This is a genomic window from Pseudofrankia coriaricola, from assembly GCF_001854805.1.
Lineage (GTDB): Bacteria > Actinomycetota > Actinomycetes > Frankiales > Frankiaceae > Pseudofrankia.
The window spans coordinates 8,335-26,936 of the sequence record NZ_MBLO01000051.1; the positions used below are offsets into that span (position 1 = coordinate 8,335).

The window sequence follows — 18,602 nt, forward strand, 5'->3', positions numbered from 1 at the left end:
CGGTCCCCCGCCAGCGCGGCCCGCGCACTCGGACCGGTGTTGTCAAGTATCGAGAGAGGTAGTTCGTGGTCACAGCACCACCGTCGTGGTCGACGCCGTACGCCCCGGGCGCACGGGTGCTCATCCGGGACGAGGAATGGCTGGTCCGCGGCGTCGTCCGCACGACGCATGACGGCTACCTGGTGCGGGTCATCGGCGCGTCGGAGTTCGTGCGTGGCCTCGAGGCGTCCTTCTTCGACGGTCCGGGCCTCGACACCATCGAGGCGCTGCGGCCGGAGGACACGCAACTCGTCCGCGATGACTCCGAGAAGTTCCGGCGCAGCCGTCTGTACCTGGAGGCGGTGCTGCGGCGCACCCCGCTGCCACGCTCGGAGCGACGCCTCGCGCTCACCGACGCGTTCCTGCTCGACGCGCTGGACTACCAGCTGCGACCGGCCACGCTCGCGCTGAGCGGTCTCGAGCCGCGGATCCTGATCGCCGATGTCGTCGGCCTGGGCAAGACCCTGGAGATCGGGCTGCTGCTCGGCGAGCTGATCCGCCGTGGCCGGGGCGAGCGGCTGCTCGTCGTCACCCCGCAGCATGTGCTGGAGCAGTTCCAGCATGAGCTGTGGACGCGGTTCTCGATCCCGCTCGTGCGGCTGGACTCGGTGGGCATCGAGCGGATCCAGCGGGAGATCCCAGCTGGCCGCAACCCGTTCACCTATTTCAAGCGGGTCATCGTTTCGATCGACACGTTGAAGAACGTCGGCATGTACGGCCACCACCTGGAGGACACTCGGTGGGACGCGGTCATCATCGACGAGTCCCACAACCTGATCGGCGCGAACAGCCTGCGTAACAGGCTCGCCCGGACGCTCGCCGCGCAGACCGACGCGCTGATCCTGGCGAGCGCCACCCCGCACAACGGCAACAAGCGGTCCTTCGGCGAGCTGATCCGGATGCTCGACCCGGCCGCGATCGCCAACCTGAACACCTACCAGCGCGATGACCTCAGGCACCTCTACATTCGCCGGACGAAGCGCTCCTCCGAGGTACGTGACAAGGTCACCGACCGGTGGGCCGACCGCGGCCCGTCGCGGCGGCCGGACTGCAAGGCGAGCGCGGCCGAGGAACGGGTCTTCGCGGAGCTGACGGCCCGCTGGGTCCAGGCGCCGCCGGAGCGGACCGCCACCGAGCCAGCTGCCTCGGACCTCGGCGCCTCGGAACCCAGCACATCGAAACTGGGCACGGTCACGTCCGGCGAGCAGACCGCCGAGGTACCCCAGGGCCGGCGGCCAGGACCGGCGGCGGGCGTGAACCGGCGCGGCGGGCAGCAGCTCTTCCCCTACACGCTGGTCAAGGCGTTCCTCTCCTCGCACCACGCGTTCCTGGAAACGATCGACAACCGGCTGGCGTCGACGGCGCTCGCCGAGAGCGAGCACCGCGCCGACGAGCGCGCCCGGCTCGAGGAACTGCGCCGGCTGGCCTCGGCGATGACCGACGACGACTCGACCAAGCTCACGGCCCTGCTCGACGAGCTGCGCGCCGCCGGCGTCGGCCCTCGCTCGGACACCCGGGTCGTCGTCTTCTCGGAACGGCTCACGACGCTGCGCTGGCTCGCCCGGGTGGTGCCCGCGGCGCTCGGCCTGCCGGTGGCGAAGGTGCCGCGCACCCGCCGTTACAGCGACGCCTCCTTCGACCTGGAGTTCAACAGGCGGGAGAGCGGCGGCGCGGCCCGCATCCTGCACGGCGGCCTGTCGGACGCCGACCAGCAGCGCATCGTCGAGGAGTTCTCCCTCGACGGCGCGCCCGTCCGGCTGCTGTTCACGGGTGACGTCGCCTCCGAGGGCGTGAACCTGCACCGCGCCTGCCACCGGCTCGTCCACTACGACGTGCCGTGGAGCCTGATCCGTATCGAACAGCGCAACGGCCGTATCGACCGCTACGGGCAGCGGCACAGCCCTGAGTTCACCGCGCTGCTGCTCACCTCAGCGACCCCGGGCGCGCTGGACGACCGGGCGGTCGCCGCGAAGCTGCTCGCCGCCGAGCAGGAGGCGAACGACGCCCTCGGCACCGCCGAGGAGGTGACCGGCCTCTACCGCGCCGACCGCGAGGAACGCCGCCTGCTGCGGGACCTGCTCGCTGGCCGCGGTGTCGAGGAGTCGCTGCGCCTAGCCAGCCGCGCGGTGTCCCTCACCGCCGGCACGGCCGGCGGCGGTGCCGATGCCCGCCCCGACGCGCCGGGCGTAGCCGCTGGCGACGCCCTCGACCTGACCGGCGGCGACCCGCTCGATCTCGACAGCGACGGCGACGGCGACGGCGACGAGTCCAGCGACGACGCCACCGACGGCGCGGCCCACGTCGAGGAGGCCGAGGGAGCCGAGGCAGAGGCCCAGCCGGCGTTCGACGCGCTCGGCCTCAGCCTGGGCCCCGACACGGACGCACACGTCGAGGACCCGGCTCCGGTCGGCTTCGCGCCGCCCAAACTGTTCCGCGACGTGGCAGCGTTCGTCGAGGAGGCGTTCAAGGAGGTCTACGACGGCCGCGCCGCCGAGACGGTCGGCTTAGACCAGGAGACCGGCCTCGACAAGAAGACCACCTATTTCGCGTTCAGCGCGCCCGAGGACCTGGAGGCCAGGCTCACCGACCTGCCCCGCGGCTACCTCGCCCGCCTGCGCGACCAGACCGGCCAGCTGCGCCTGCGGCTGACGTTCGACCGAGACGAGGCGAACGCGTCGCTGGCGGCGTCGCGGCGCGGCCGGGAGACGCTCTGGCCGGAGAAGGGGTTCCTCACCGAGATCCACCCGGTCGTCGACTGGCTGGTGGACAAGGTCCTGGTCCGGCTCGACCGCCAGCAGGCCCCGCTGCTGACCGTGCCCGTCCGCGAGCCCGAGTTCCTCGTCCAGGGCGTGTACTGCAACGAGTTCGGCCAGCCGACGGTGGTCGAGTGGATGGCGGTGCGCTGGCTGGACGGCACGCCGCGGATCCGCCCCATGGACGAGGCACTGAAGGCCGCCGGGGTGGGCCCCGGGATGACGAACACCCAGGCGGCATTCGACCTCGCCCCGCTGCGGGCCATGGTGCCCGCGGCCGTCGTGGAGGCCCGCCGGCATCTCGAGGCTGAGCGGGCCCGCTGGGACGAGCAGATCGCCGAACCGCTCGATGAGTACCTGGCCCGCCTGGACGCCTGGGTGCGCCGGAGCCTGCCGTCCGACGCCGAGCGGCGCGCCGCACGCCAGCTCGACGACCGGCGGGCCGCCGCCCAGGTGACGAAGCGGGAGCGCCGGGTGCGCGAGACCGAGGCACGGCAGCGCGAGCTGGTCCAACGGCTGCGGACCACCGGTGAGCCGCTGCTGCGGGTCCTCGCCGTCCTCGCGCCGGCCCCGAACACGGGAGAGGCCCGATGAGCTTCGACGCCCTGACGAACCACGGCGAGTACCTCTCGCCCTACTTCGTCGAGGAGGTCCTCCCCGGCGAGATCCGCAAGTCGGTGGCCGCCCGCTGGGCCGAGCGGGAGAAGGTGGCGGCCACCCAGCCGGACGGCGCGGGCCGCGTCACGGCGACCCTCGTCGTCGCCGAGCCGGATCCTGGCTACGGCGAGCCGTCCGGGAGCGGCACAGCTGCCCTGGTCGCGCCGGTCACGGCCAGCACGATGGCGGCTACCGGGCTCGATATCGGCCCCGGCCTGCGCAGCCTGGATCTGACCGGTGGCGCCGAGCCGGCCGCGAACGCCGAGCTGACCGCGAGCGTCCCGGAGGAGGCTCCGCGGCCGGCGGTGACCCCGCGCGAGGGCCTGCGCCGGCTGCGCCAGGCGTACTACGACCGCAAGAGCGACCTCGTCGCGCTCGACCCGGAGAACGACGACGCCAAACGCGCCGAGCTGCTGCACGCCCTGCACGACCAGGTCCTGGCGGCCCTCGGCTTCCCGCCGCGCCGGCACGTCCGTCCCGTCGCGCACGCCGGAGCCGAGGTGCGCGTCCCGCTGGCCGCCGAACTCGACGGCGTGTGGGCCCTCGAGTGCGGCTGGGCGACCGAGACCGACGCCGCCATCGATCCGGCCGGCGCCGGCCGGCTGCTCGAGGCCGTCGACCTCGGGCCGCGGGAGCGGGTCACCCACGGGATGCGGCTGGCCGCCCACCTGTTCGCCGCCGAGGAGCCGCCGCGCTACCTGCTGCTGCTCGCCGGCGGCGTGGTGATCCTCGCCGACCGGCGTACCTGGGGCGAGGGCCGCTACCTGGCCGTAAGCCTCGACGTGGCGTTCGGCCGCAACGACACGAGGCCGGGCGGCGAGCTGGACGTCATCGCCGCGCTGTTCGGCGCGGACGCGCTGTGCCCGCCCGAGGCCGGCGGCGCCGAGCCACTCGCGGACCTGGTCGCCGGCTCCCAGAAGCAGGCCGTCGGGGTAACGGCCGAGCTGCGCGACGGGCTGCGCGAGTCGGTCGAGCTGATCGCGAACGAGGTACTGGCGAGGATCGCCGAGGCCGGCGTGCGGCCCGAGGAGATCGACGACCTGAAGTCGCTGGGCGCCCGCCTCACCAAGGAGGCGCTGCGCTACCTCTACCGGATCCTCGTCCTGCTCTACGCCGAGGCCCGCCCGGAGCTGCGCGTGCTGCCGGTCGACCATCCGGAGTACGCCGACGGCTACAGCCTGGCTCGCCTCGGCGACCTGGTGGCCCGCCGGCTGCCCCCCAGCCCGGCCGCCCGGACCGGCACGCACCTGTTCGACTCGCTGGACGTGCTGTTTCGGGTCGTCAACGACGGCTACCGCCCGCGCGACGCCACGCCCGCCGCCGCCATCGTCTCCGGACCCGACGCCGTGTCGCCCGCGGAGGTGCTGGCAAGCGGTGCCGACGGCCTGCCGGCGGTGGCCGCCCAGACGGCGGCCGACGGGGGGGCCGATGGGGGCAGGGCCAGCGGGGAACGGATGGCGGCGCAGGAAGCCGCCCGGCGGCGAGCCGGCAGGGCTGCGGCGAAGGTCAGCGAGGGTGAGGGGATCCGGTTCGAGCCGCTGCGCTCCGACCTGTTCGACCCAGAAGCGATCACGCTCATCGGGCTCGCGCTGCCGCGGCCCGACACCGACGATGACGAGGACGGCGAGGAGCCCGCCGGCGCTGGTATGCCGGGGACGATCGACACCCGGCTGCGCAACGCCTGCCTGTACCGGGTCCTGCGCCGCCTGATGATCACAAAGGGCGGCCGGGGAAGCAGGGGCGGCGGCCCTCGGCGGCGGGGCGGGTTCATCTCGTACGCCCAGCTCGGGATCAACCAGCTGGGCGCGGTGTACGAGGGGCTGATGTCCTACACCGGCTTCATCGCCGGCGAGGACCTGTACGAGGTCGCCAAGGGCGGCGACCCGAAGGACGGCAGCTGGACGGTGCCCTCCTCGCGCGCCGGCGAGTACCCGCCGGAGGTGTTCGTCCACGAGGTCGACGACGACGGCCACCGCACCGAGCTGCGCCGCCGCTACCTGGCGGGCTCGTTCGTCTACCGGCTCTCCGGCCGCGACCGACAGACCAGCGCCTCCTACTACACCCCGCAGTCGCTGACCGAGGTCACCGTCCAGCTGGCCCTCAAGTACCGGATCGAGGAGGCCGGGCCGGATTTCAAGGCCCGCGACCTGCTCGACTGGACGATCTGCGAGCCGGCGCTCGGCTCCGGCGCGTTCCTCAACGAGGCGATCAACCAGGTCGCCGCCGAATACCTGCGCCGCCGCCAGGAGGAGAAGCAGAAGGACGGCACCCTCGATCGACCGCTCGACCCGGCGCGCTACGCCATCGAGCTGCAGAAGGCCAAGGCGTACATCGCCCTGCACAACAGCTACGGCGTCGACCTGAACGCGACCGCCATCGAACTGGCCGACGTGTCGCTCTGGCTGAACGTCATGCACGCCGGTCTCCAGGCGCCCTGGTTCGGCCTGCACCTGCGCCGCGGCAACTCGCTGGTCGGCGCCGGCCGCCGCTACTACATCCAGGACACCCTCGCCGACCGGTCCTGGCTGACGAGCGCCCCCGTCGACCTCCCGTTCCGCGAAGGCGCACTGCCCGGCGGCGCGATCCACCACTTCCTGCTGCCCGCGGCCGGCTGGGGCGCGGTCGCCGCCGAGAAGGAGGCCAAGGAGCTCGCCCCCGACGACGCGAAACGCCTCGCAGCCTGGCGCCGCGCCATCGCCAAGGCCCCGACGACCAAGGGCACGAAGACCAGGCCTAGCCAGGCCGACCAGCTGGCGGCGCTCGCCCGCCGCGTCGAGTACCTGTGGAAGCTCGTCCAGCAGCGCCTGGAGATCTCCGAACGGGAAATCCGCCGCCAGATCGACGTCTGGGGCGCCGACGACCTGCCCGAGGTCCACGAGCTGGCATCCCGCAAGAAGATCAAAGACGACCTGGAGGCACCCGGCACGCCGTACTGGCGCCTGAAGAAGCTGATGGACGCCTGGTGCGCCCTGTGGTTCTGGCCCGTCGACGCCGCAGCCTTGCTGGACGGCACCGCCCCCGATTATCAGCGAGACCGCGTGACGGTCACCAGCGCCGACCCGGACACGCCGTCCGCGGCCACCGCGCTGTCCGGGCCGGTGCCGGCAGGCGTGGCGTCCTCGTGGGAGGCGCTGACGATGTTCGCGGCGGACGGTAAGGACGTCGACCCCGCGGTCGCCACTCCCGCGCCTACCACCATGCCCGCCAACGGCAACGCCCGGCGGGCGCCCACCGGCGGCGGCGTGGCGCGGCAGCCGGAGCGGTCCCGCCGCGCCGTCGCGCTCACCAGCCTCGACGACTGGATCCGGTTCGCCACGGCCCTCATCGGCCGGGGCGACGTCGCCCAGGACTCCCTGGTCAGTCAATTCTCGACGCTGGACGACTTGGAGGACTATGAGGACGGCCTCGCGGCGTGGATGGGCCAGGAGGACTGGACCCGCCTCCCCGAGCTCTTCCCCTGGCTAGAAACCGTCGACCAGATCGCCAAACGCCAGGGCTTCTTCCACTGGGAAGTTGAGTTCGCCCAGGTCTTCACCCGCGGCGGATTCGATCTCCAGGTCGGCAATCCCCCGTGGTTTCGCCCGGACTGGAAAGAGGCGCTCGTCCTCGCCGAACGGGAACCCTGGTTCATGCTCGCGGACAGACCACCTGCCGATGAGTGGGAACGCCGCCGAGATGTACAGCTGGCGGTTCCCGAAGAGCGCCGTTCGGTACTCGCGGACCTCGCCGCGACCACCGGAGACAAGACGATACTTACCGCACGTTCGACTTACCCCCTACTCAATGGCACGCGACTCGATCTGTATCGAGCCTTCATGTGTCGAGTATGGGCCCACTCGAACACTTGCGGCATTACCGGCATGCTGCACCAGGACACTCATCTCAGCGGCGCAAGAGAGGGTGCGCTACGCGCTTCGTCGTACCGAAGGTTGCGGATTCATGGCCACTTCGTCAATACCGCCAACTGGGCATTCGAGGCCAACCGGAGTATCGAGTTCGGGCTACACGTCTATGGACCACCTCGGGGGATCTCCTTCTTGCATGCCAGCCGCCTGTTCGGGGCGGCGACGCTCGTCAAGTCGCTCGAACACGACGGAGAGGGACCTCTTCCGTCGCAGCGACACAACGGAAGTTGGGATCTACGTCCTCATCGCGCAAGGCTTGTGGAGGTCGACGTAGACCGCTTGGCCGAGTGGCGGAGGTTGCTGTACCTCGAGGATGAGCCAATCGAGACGACGCCACTGCTGTACCCAATCAGCGATGGTGAACAAGCGGCTATATCAGCGCTTGCTAGATACAAGATAAGGACGCGCTCGTACAACCCAGAGGTGGATGGTGGCTACAACGAGACGACGGCCCGGAAGAACGGCCTGATCCGTTATCGATCCACTACCTCAAAGATGATGAACGACCTGGTAATCCAAGGCCCTCATATCGGTATCGCAACACCGTTCAGTAAGTCTCCTCGGGTGCCGTGTCTGACTCGAAGCGACTGGGATTCAGTTGATCTTACGACGTTTCCCCCCAACCCCTCCGTTCGGACCAACTTCGAGATTGCGGACGGCGCGGCGCGACGCGGCGCGTCCGACGGAGCGTACCGCCTTATCTGGCGCGACATGATCGCCAATGATACCGAGCGGTCACTCTTTGCAGCCATTTTCCCTCCGGGAGTTACCCACGTACATGCTCTACAGTCGATGGCGTTGCGAAACTCGAAGGCCCTTGCGCTTGTTTCCGGATTCTGGGCGGCTCTACCTCTCGACTACGTGTTGCGTATAACGGGAAGATCTCACCTGCAGGCCGAAGGGTCGCTAGCGATACTCGCGCCGACGCCTGACCATCCACTGGCTTCCCCACTGCTCCTCCGCGCTCTTCGGCTAAACTGCCTGACAGAGGCGTACGCCCAGCTCTGGGACGAGCTGTACGACCACGGCTGGGCGGTCTCGGAAACCTGGGCCGTCAACTGGCCGGGTGTCCGACCGATAGCAGAAGTAAAAACGGAGTGGGGCTGGGAGACGCCACTGCGTACCGAACGTGAACGTCGCGCAGCCCTTGTTGAGATCGACGCACTGGTCTCGGTCTGGCTGAGGATTGGAGCCGACGAACTCGTCGCTATCTGTGACTCGCGATATCCAACGCTCGTCGAGCGCGAGAGCGAAATGTACTTCGACGCCAAAGGCCGGCGCCTTGCGCGTGATCCCTATGCCTTTGGGATCGAGCAGACGAAGGAAGACTGGGTCGAGTTCCAGGAGTACCTCGAGGACCCGAAGCGGAAACTGCCGCCGGCGGGTTATGTCGCGCCGTTCTACAAGGCGGATCGGGAGGGTGAGATGCGGGCCGCGCATGCCGTGTTCTCGGCGCGGTTGCAGGCGGCGCGGGACGCGGGCTGGCAGGAATCGGACGGTGTCGGCCCGGTCCAGGCGACGGACGCGGCGCTGGCGGGTCGGGCCGTGGAGACGGAGACCGCCGGATGAGGCCTACGGTCGCGGCGGAGCGGCTGCGGCGGACGTTGACGCAGTACCTGACGACGACGTTCGCGCTCGCCGACGAGGGTGAGCAGGCGGCGCTCGCCGCGTTCCTCGACAACCCCGAGTACGGCATCTACCGCGGCCCGTACCTGCGGGTCCGTACGCCGTTCCGCCCGGCGCCCGACGGCTGGCGGGAGCATCTCGACTGGGCGCCGGCGGACTGGGCGCCGTACGCCCATCAGGCCGCCGCGTTCGAGCGACTGTCGACGAAGTTCGGCCCGGCGAAGCCGACCGTTCTCACCACCGGCACCGGCTCGGGCAAGACCGAGGCGTTCCTGCTGCCGATCCTGGACCACTGCCGTCATGCCAGCGCCGCCGGCCAGCCGGGTGTGAAGGCGCTGCTGCTGTACCCGATGAACGCCCTGGCGACCGACCAGACCGGCCGACTCAACGCGCTCCTCGCGGACCCAGCGCTCGCATCCGTGACCGGCGGCCTCTACATCGGCGATGCCCCGGCGCAGACCTACCCCCGGGTGATGACGGACCGCGCGCAGATCCGCCGGACGCCGCCCGACATCCTGATCACAAACTACAAGATGCTCGACCAGTTGTTGCAACGCCCGGAAGACGTGCCGCTGTGGCAGGCGAACAGCCTGGCCTACGTCGTGCTCGACGAGTTCCACACCTACGACGGCGCGCAGGGCACCGACGTCGCGATGCTGCTGCGCCGTCTCGGCGCCGTCACCGGGGCGGCCAGGCCCGGACGGCCGCTGGGCCTGGTCTGCCCGGTCGCGACGTCGGCGACGCTGGGTTCGGGCGCGCCGGCCGACGACACGGTGGCGGCGATCCGCGCGGTCGCCGAGGAGATCTTCGGCGCCCCGTTCGACGAGGACGCGGTGATCGGGGAGGACCGGCTCGCCCCGGACGAGATCCTCGACGACCCCGACCCGCGCCTGCCCGACCCGGACCCGGCGTCGCTGGCCGCGATCCCGCTCGACGGCCCGGCGCTGAGCGATCAGGTACTGGACGGCCAAGCGCCGAGCGCCCCGGCGGGCGCCGCGGAGGAGCGGGCCCGCCACCTCGACGCGATGCGTCCGCTGGCCGTCGCGGTGCTCGGCCCCGACGCCGCGAAGGATCTGACCCCGGCGAGCCTCGGTGTGCTGCTACGCCGGCACAAGCTGACCCGCGCCGTGCTGCGGCTGCTCGGCGATACCCCGCGCACGGCTGACGAGGCGCTGGAGGGCTTCCCTCGCGAGGATCTCCGGGCTTGGGGGGTGGCGCTCGCGACCCAGCCGGAGCTGGCCGCCGCCGGCCTCGCCCGGTTCGTCGCCCTGCTGTCGGTCGCCCGGGACCCGGCCGACCCGCGCCGCCCGTTGGTCATGGTCGAGACGCACCTGTGGGTGCGGGCGGTCTCGCGGCTGCTGCGCGCCGTCGCCCACGAGCCGGCGTTCGGGTGGGACGGCGAGCAGCGCCCCGCCCCGTCCCCGCCGCTGGACCTGGCGACGACGGCGGCGATGGATGACGGCGCGGCCCCGGCCGTCGCGCCGCGGGCGGCCGGCGGCGCGACGGCCGGGGCGGCCGGCGGGACGGGCACCGCGACCGGTGTCGTCGCGGACAGCGGGCAGCCACTGCTGCCAGCCGTCTACTGCCGGCACTGCGGCCGGTCCGGCTGGGCGGCGTTGTCACCGGAGCGCGGCCCGACGGAGCTTGTCACCGACCCGACGAAGATCTACCGGGCCGGTGTCGGCCGAGAGAAGCGGCGGGTCAGGGCGCTGATCAGGGCAACCGATCAGGAGGCCCGCTCCCCTGCCGGCAGCCCCGTGATGATGCTCGACGCGAGCGGCACCCGGCTGCACACGTTCGACCCGGCGAGCAACCGGCACCTCGCCGAGGGCTACGCCGCGGCGGCCGGCGGGACGGTGCCGGCAGCCGGGGTGCCGGTGCTGTGCGCGCTGGACGACTCGGCGGGCGCCGAGGCGGACCGCTGCCCGGCGTGCGGCCTGGAGCAGGGCATCCGGTACCTGGGCGCGGGCCTCGCCTCGCTCGCGTCCGTGTCCGTCAGCCAGCTGTTCACTGGTGGCGAGCTGCCCGACCGGGCGTCCCAGCGCACGCTGCTGTTCAACGACTCGGTGCAGGACGCGGCGCACCGGGCCGGGTTCGTCGCCGCCCGGGCGTTCACGTTCTCGCTGCGTGCCCTGCTCGCCGCGCAGCTGGCCGACGGGGTGCCGGTCGCGCTGAACGACCTGATCGCGGACCTGGTCGCGGCCGGGACCGACCGGGAGACGTTGGCGGCGATTGTGCCGCCCGAGCTGCACGACGTCCAGGCCGTCGACGACCTGCTGTCGGGCCGCGGGCGGCCCCGCCGGGACACGTGGCGGCTGCTGGGCGACCGGCTCGGGTTCGCCACGGTGCTGGAGTTCGGCCTGCGCTCGCGCAACGGCCGCACTCTGGAGCTGACCCGGACCGTCGCCGCGGAGGCGGGCCTGCCGGCGACAGCCCGTCCCCTGGCCAGGGACACGCTGGTCACCGCGAACGTCCAGACGCTGTTCGACGACCTGGACGACGCCCGGCTCGACGCCTACCTGCGCGGCCTGCTGGAGCGGCTGCGGATCCGGGGCGCCGTCGGCCATCGCTGGCTGGACGTCTACCTCACCGAGGGCGGGCGCCGGTTCCGGATCTGGGGCGGCCGCCCGGACGGGATGCCCGCTTTCCCCCGAGGGCTGGCCGCGCCCGCGTTCCTCCTGACCGCGCCGCGCCCGCGCACCCAGTTCGACGTGCTGACGGGCGCGGGCAACTGGTACCAGGACTGGACGGTCCGCTGCCTTGGCCTGTCCCGCGACCACGCGTCCGACTACCTGCGGGAGCTGCTGCCCCGGCTCGCCGACACCGGGGCGCTGGCTCGGCGGGTGATCGTCCGCCCTCTCGGCAACGGCCGAGCACCGGGCCGCGGCCGGGCGCGCAGCGCCACCCCGGCCGGCGGCATCACGGTCTACGGGCTGCAGCCCGGCCACATCACCGTCACCCGGCTCGGCGACGCGGACGCGCGCGACGCGGGGGTGCGGTGCGACGCGTGCGCGTGGACGCAGACCGTCCCGCCGGCCCGGGTCGCCGACTGGGTCGGCCAGCCATGCCACCGCTACCGCTGCCCCGGGCGGCTGCGCCCCGCGCCGCTGCCGCGGGCCGCCGACGACTACTACCGCCGGCTCTACCAGGACGGCGGCACGTTCCGCGTCGTCACCGCCGAGCACACCGGGCTGCTCACCCGCGAGCAGCGGGAGACCGTCGAGCACGCGTTCCGCGACGGCACCCACTACACCGACCCGAACGTGCTGTCCTGCACGCCGACGCTCGAGCTGGGCATCGACATCGGCGCCCTGTCCACGGTGCTGCTGGCCTCGCTGCCGGGCGGCCCGGCGAACTACGTCCAACGCGCCGGCCGGGCCGGCCGGCGCAGTGGCAACGCATTCGTCCTCACCCTGCTGGAGCGGGGTGAACGCGAGCAGTACTACCTCACCGAGCCCCGCGACATGATCGCCGGAGAGATCGCCCCGCCAGGCACGTACCTGTCCGCGATCGAGATCCTGCGCCGCCAGTACGTCGCCCACCTGGTCGACCTGACCGCCAGGGGCCGGCTGCCGGATACGGCGCCCCTGCCGCGCCTGGCCGGCAACCTGTTCGGTGCCGACGGCTGGCTCACCGCCTTTACCGACGCTGCCCTGAAGTCCGGCGCGGCGGAGGTGGAGCGGTTCCTCGCCCTGTTCGGCCCCGCCGGCGAGGACGGCGGCACCCTCCACGGGGGAAGTGCCGCTCGCGGAGACGGAAGTACGGCCCTCCGGGAGGACGGCGCGGACCTGTGGGAGGGCACGTCGGGGGAAGGCAGCCAGATCAGCGCGAGCGCGGCGGCCGAGCTGCGCCAGTACGCCGTGGCGGGTCTGGCCGACGCGGCGGCGGCCGCCGAGCGGGCCTGGGAGGAGCGGCTCGCCGGCCTGCGGCACCGCATCGACGCGATCGACCAGGCACGCGCGGCACTCCTGCAGTCCGACGAGGAGCAGCGCAGGGACTTCCGCGCCCTGTCCGCGCAGCGCCGTGCCGTCGCCCGCCTGGCCGGCGACATCACCGGCAAAGCCGCGCACGCCACCCTCGTCGAGCTCGGCCTGCTGCCGAACTACGCGCTGTTCGACGGGGCGACCACCCTGGAGGCCACGCTCACCTGGGACGAACTAGCCGCCAACGGCGAGCGCCGGTTCGTCAGCGACGTCCGGGAGTACGCCCGCCCAACCCGTCAGGCGCTCACCGAGATCGCGCCCGGCAACACCTACTACGTCCGCGGCTACGCCCACCGCGTCACCGGCCTCGACATCGGCCCCCGCGGCAGGCCCACCTGGGAGTTCTGGCGGATCTGCCCGACCTGCGGCTACGTCCGCACCCCCCGCACCGCGCCCGTGGCCGCGCCGAGCGGCAACCCGGTCGCGCCGGCGGGCGACCCATCCGTGCCAGCCGTCCCGCTGGTGGACGACGCCGGGCCGTGCGAACGCTGCCGGGGCACCGGCATCGGCGACGCCGGCGCCCGCTTCGCCGTGCTGCGGCCCACCCGCGTCACCGCCGCCGACCGGCGCGACGACGCGCGGATCCGCGACGATCTCGACGACCGGGAGGGCCGCTCCTACACCACGGCCACCACTGTCGACGTCGACCCGGTGAACATCGCGCGCTCGTGGCGGCACACCCATGCCACGTTCGGCGTCGACTACGCCCGGCCCGCCGTGGTGCGCGCCTTCAACCTGGGCACCACCCGGCCCGACCGGACCCCGACCGACACGTTCGCCGGCGAGGAGGTCTCCCTCACCCTGTTCCACGTCTGCGTCGACTGTGGCGGGACCGCCGTTGACGGGCCGCCGCCGACGACCACCGGCGGCACCGGCTTCGGCCAGCCGGAGCTCGCCGACGGGCCGGGCACGATGAACGGCGAACGCTCCGAGTCGGGCGATGGCCTGCGCGGCCACGAGCACCACCGGCTGTGGTGTCGGCACCGGCGCCATCCCCAGTCGGCCCGCCACCAGCCGCTGCTGCTCGCCGCCGAGCTGCGCACCGAGGCCGTGCGGATCCTGGTCCCGGCGCTGACGACGTCGATCACCACCCGGCGAGCCTCGTTCGCGGCCGCGCTGCGGCTCGGGATCGCCCGGCAGTACCGCGGCAGCCCGGACCATCTGCGCCTCGTCTCGGCCGTCATGCCGGACGCCGCCACCGGAACGTCGCGCCAGTTCCTCGTCCTCTACGACAGCCAGCCCGGCGGCACCGGCTACCTGCACCGGTTGGCGGACCCGGAGAACTTCCGCGCCGTGCTCGCCGCCGCCCTCGAGGCGATCGAGACCTGCGCGTGTGTCGACGCCGGCCGGCCTGGCTGCCCGCGCTGCCTGCTGCGCTATGCCCGCGGCGACGAGTTCGCCCAGATCCAGCGCGCAGAGGCGGTCGGGATCCTGCGCGAGCTGCTCGACGACTGGGACGTGGCCGACAGCGGCCCCGCGGACCAGATGTCCATGGTCAGCCTGGTCGAAAGCGAGCTGGAGGCGCGGTTCCTCGACGGGCTGCGCGCCTGGGGCGCCCGGCCCGGCAGCCCCGGCACGCTCACGGCCGGCGCCGCGGTGACCGGCGCCGCCCGCGTTGCCGAGCTGCGGATCAGCGGGCCTGGCGGCGCGATCACCCACTGGCGGATGCGGCTGCAGCACACGATCGCCGGCACCCGGCCGGACGTGCACTTCGCCCGGCTCGACGGCCCGCCGATGGAGGTCGCCGTCTACCTCGACGGCTTCCGCTACCACGCCACAGCAGAGCACAACCGGCTCGCCGACGACGCGGACAAGCGCTCCCGGCTGCGCGCCCACGGCGTGCGCGTCTTCCAGTTCACCTGGGACGACGTCGAGGAGTGGCGCACCCGTTCCGCCGGCGCGGCGCCGCCGCCCCGCCCTCCCTACCAGGGCCTCGCACAGGAACAGGCACACGTCTACTACCGGACGGTGACGGCTCCGCCGCGGCCGGCCGACGAGCTGGACCGTCACGTCTGGATCAACCCAGTGGACCTGCTGCTCGCCTTCCTCGCTGACCCCGACGGAGATCTGTGGCGGGTCCGCGCCGAGGCAACGCTCGGCGGCCTGTTGCGAACGCCGGGTATGAGGCGCGCCCAGACCGGTACGGCCGGGCTCGCCGCGGTGGTCGACGCCAGCCTGCGCGGCGGGCCGCTTCCCGCGGGCAGCGGCGCCATCCACGTCATCGGGGCACGCGACGACGCCGGCTGCCCGGTCACCGTCGTGATCGACGACCGCGGCGGAGTCCAGAACCGGGTGTTCTCGGCGCTTGTCCTCGTCGACGACCGTGACGAGGCTGTCGGCGAAGCCATCGCCGCTGGCGGCGGCGGTGCCGGCTGGGCTGGAGGCGACGGGGTCGCCAACGGTCTCGACACCCCGACTGACGGCGCCTCGCCGCACCGGCGCAGGTGGGCGTCCTGGCTTGCCTGGACGAACCTCACGCAGTTCCTGGCCGACGGGGACGGCGACGCGGTCCAGCTCACCGTCACCGGGATCGACGACTTCGACCCGGCGCTGCTCGCCGCCGCCGGTGGTGGCGGTCTCGCCGAGGTCAGCGCCGCACAGGCACTCGACCTGGAGACGTCGACCTGGCTCGGCCGGCCAGCGCTTCCGGCGCCAAGACCGCTGCGACCGCTGCCGCCGGCGGGCGGCTCCGCTTCCGAGATCGACCTCCGGTGGCGCGAGGCGCTCCACCTGGCCGACCCGGTCGAACCGGGCCTGCTCGACCTCATGCACGCCCTCATCGCCCTGGCTCTGGCGGAGGCGCTCCCGGCACCCGAGGTCGGCTTCGAGCTGGGCGACGGCGGATGGATGGCGGAGCTGGCCTGGCCCGACGCTCGCGTAGGCGTCGCCCTCGCCCCGGTCGGCCCGGCCGACCAAGAGGCGGCCGACCGGGACGAGGCATACCGAAACGCGGGCTGGGACGTTCGGACCACGGCCGGCTGGACCGCCGCCGAGCTTGCCGACCGCGTCCGCGGCGGGACGCCTCCCATCGGCCGTCGCACGCCGACGGAGGGCGGAGCGGCGGGTGCCGCCGGCGCGGGCTTCGAGGACTTCAGGAAAGGAGCACGGTGAACGCTCAGGGCCGGGTGACTCTTCGCATCCTCCAACGCGCCGACAAGGAGATCCTCGCCCTGCCGCGGGTCGTCAAGGGCGCGGTCTACGAGTTCCAGTCGAAGTTCCGCGCCGACCCGAACCACCCGTCGATGCGGTTCAAGCAGCTCAAGGGCGGCTCGCGTCTTTACTCGGCCCGCGTCGGCCACGACCACCGCGCGCTACTGCTACATGTCGGCGGCAGTGACTACCTGCTGGTCTCGGTGAAGGACCGCAAGGACGCCTACGGCGACCTGGAGCACTACGCCTACGAGATCAACCGGGTGACGGGCGGGATCGAGGTCGTCGACCTGTCCGCGGTCAACGACAGCCTCGCCGGCAAGCTCCTCGCCGCGAAGGAACCCGCCGGACAACAGCAGTCGGCGTCGCCCTCGTGGTTCACGCCCACAGCGGCCGAGACCCCCGGTGCCGCCGCGGCGGCACCGGGGCGGGAGGCCGGCCTCTTCGCTCGGTTCGACGACCAGACGCTGCTCGGGCTCGGCGTCGCCGAACCACTGCTGCCGTCGGTCAGGCGGCTCACCACCGAGGAGCAGCTGCTCCAGTTCACCGACTGCGTCCCGCAGCTCACGTCCGACATCCTCATGGCGCTCTACGACGGCAAGACCGCCGACGAGGTCGAGGAGATCGTCACCCGTCCCGTCGCGGCGCCCGAACCGGTCGACACCTCCGACTACGAGGCCGCCGTCGTACGCGCGTCGACCCCGGTTACCAGCGACGACGAGGCACTGCGCGCGATCCTCGCCGAGTCGTTCGCCCGCTGGCAGGTATTCCTGCATCCCACCCAGCGCAAGCTCGCCGACAACACCTACAGCGGGCCCGCGCGCGTCAGTGGCGGCCCTGGCACCGGCAAGACGATCGTCGCCCTGCACCGCGCCCTCTACCTCGCCACCGACCTGCCCGAGGGCACCACCGGCAAGCCGATCCTGCTCACCACGTTCAACCGCAACCTGGCCGCCGATCTGCGCGCCCGGCTGCTGGAGCTCGCCGGACCCGAGCACACGGCCCGTGTCGACATCGTCAACATCGACAGCCTGGCCGCCCGGGTGGTCTCCGAGGCCGACGACGCCCGCCGGCGCGCCATCGGCCAGGACGCGGAGATCAGGGAATGGGCCGCGATGCTGGCCGAACTCGGCGAGACACGCTTCCGCCCCGAGTTCCTCGCCGCCGAATGGTCCCAGGTGATCCTCGGCCAGGTGCTGCGCTCCCGCGCGGAGTACTTCCGTGCCCGCCGGCCCGGCCGGGGCCGGCAGCTCACCCGCCAGGACCGTGACGTCATCTGGCAGCTCACGGAACGTTTCACCAAGCGGCTCGCCGACCTGAACGTCTGGACCTGGCAGCAGGTCGCCGAGCGGGCCGCCGAACTGGAGATGGCCCGGGCCTCCCGCGCGGCCGGGGCGTCACCTGACGGCGAGAACGCCACCGAGACCAGCGGTGGCGCGATGCCCCGGCACCGGTACCGGCACGTCATCGTTGATGAGGCCCAGGACCTCAGCCCGGCGCACTGGAAGCTGCTACGCGCCATGGTCGCGCCCGGTCCCAACGACCTGTTCCTCGTCGGCGACACACACCAGCGGATCTACGACAACGTCGTCAGCCTCGGCAGCCTCGGAGTCAACATCCGCGGCCGGTCCCACAAACTGACGCTCAGCTACCGAACCACCCGGCAGATCCTCAAGGTCGCCCTAGAGCTGCTCCACGGGGAGAGCTACGACAACCTCGACGACGGCACCGAGGACCTGGCCGGCTACCGCAGCCTGCTCAGCGGCGACCAGCCCGAGTTCCTGGAGCACCCCAGCTGGGACGAGGAGCGACGCACGATCAGCGCACACGTCCGCGCCTGGCTCGACGCGGAACGCGGTGGCCGTGAGCGTGACGGCCTTGACGGCCAAGGTGACGCCAGCAGCGCTGGTTCCCCGGCCGGCGGATCGATAGCCGTCTGTGTCCCGACTCGCTCACTCGCCGCCGATGTACTCAGCACCCTTGCCGCCGACGGCGTCGAGGCCGCCGACATTGGCCCTGACGGCCCGGCCAGCGGCGCGGAGACCGCCGCCGTCCACGTTGGAACCATGCACCGCTTCAAGGGCCTCGAATACCGCCAGATCATCATCGCGGGTGCCAGCCAGGGGCTCGTCCCACGCGGTTTCCTCGACCGCATCCAGGACTCAGACCCCTACCGCTACGACCGCGAGCGCCGCAAGGATCGCTCCCTCCTCTTCGTGGCCGCCACCCGCGCCCGCGACACCCTCCTCGTCACCTGGCACGGCACCCCCAGCCCGTTCCTCGGCCGCTACGCAACCGTCACCAAACCCTGACTCGCCGTGCCCGGACGCGTCCGGGCACGGCGAGACCCTGATTGGGAAAGCGGCGCCACTGCGTTGACCCGCATTGGACTATTGGCGCGTGCATTCGAAGCCGGCCGGCGCCATTCTGGAGGGTGCTCGCGGCCCCGGTTGGGGGAAGTCGCCGCGAGCGAGGGCATTGGGGGTGCC

The 18,602-nt window shown here is 72.3% G+C and carries 4 protein-coding genes; all 4 read left to right on the forward strand.

All coding sequences use genetic code 11. From position 1 onward, the window contains the following. Positions 1 to 65 precede the first annotated feature (65 nt). Genes BCD48_RS52130 through BCD48_RS10070 form a run of 4 tightly spaced genes read left to right on the forward strand, consistent with a single transcriptional unit; the run spans position 66 to position 18,425 of the window. A complete protein-coding gene (locus tag BCD48_RS52130; RefSeq protein WP_241841626.1) occupies positions 66 to 3,386 on the forward strand; it encodes an SNF2-related protein in 3,321 nt (1,106 codons plus the stop codon). Further along, entirely contained in the window at positions 3,383 to 8,923 is a 5,541-nt protein-coding gene (locus BCD48_RS10060; protein ID WP_071048084.1) for a hypothetical protein, read from the forward strand. Before BCD48_RS52130 ends, BCD48_RS10060 begins: the two co-directional genes overlap by 4 nt. Next, positions 8,920 to 16,074: a DEAD/DEAH box helicase gene (locus BCD48_RS10065; protein WP_071048085.1), complete on the forward strand. Its 7,155-nt coding sequence runs from the start codon at positions 8,920 to 8,922 to the stop codon at positions 16,072 to 16,074. Before BCD48_RS10060 ends, BCD48_RS10065 begins: the two co-directional genes overlap by 4 nt. Next, on the forward strand, positions 16,071 to 18,425 hold the full coding sequence (locus BCD48_RS10070) for a UvrD-helicase domain-containing protein (protein ID WP_071048086.1): 2,355 nt from the start codon (positions 16,071 to 16,073) through the stop codon (positions 18,423 to 18,425). The genes BCD48_RS10065 and BCD48_RS10070 overlap by 4 nt, the downstream gene beginning before the upstream one ends. Positions 18,426 to 18,602: the final 177 nt, after the last annotated feature.

Coding starts and splice junctions, on each gene's coding strand:
- BCD48_RS10060 (WP_071048084.1), top strand. CDS start 3,383: ATGAGCTTCGACGCCCTGACGAACCACGGCGAGTACCTCTCGCCCTAC.
- BCD48_RS10065 (WP_071048085.1), top strand. CDS start 8,920: ATGAGGCCTACGGTCGCGGCGGAGCGGCTGCGGCGGACGTTGACGCAG.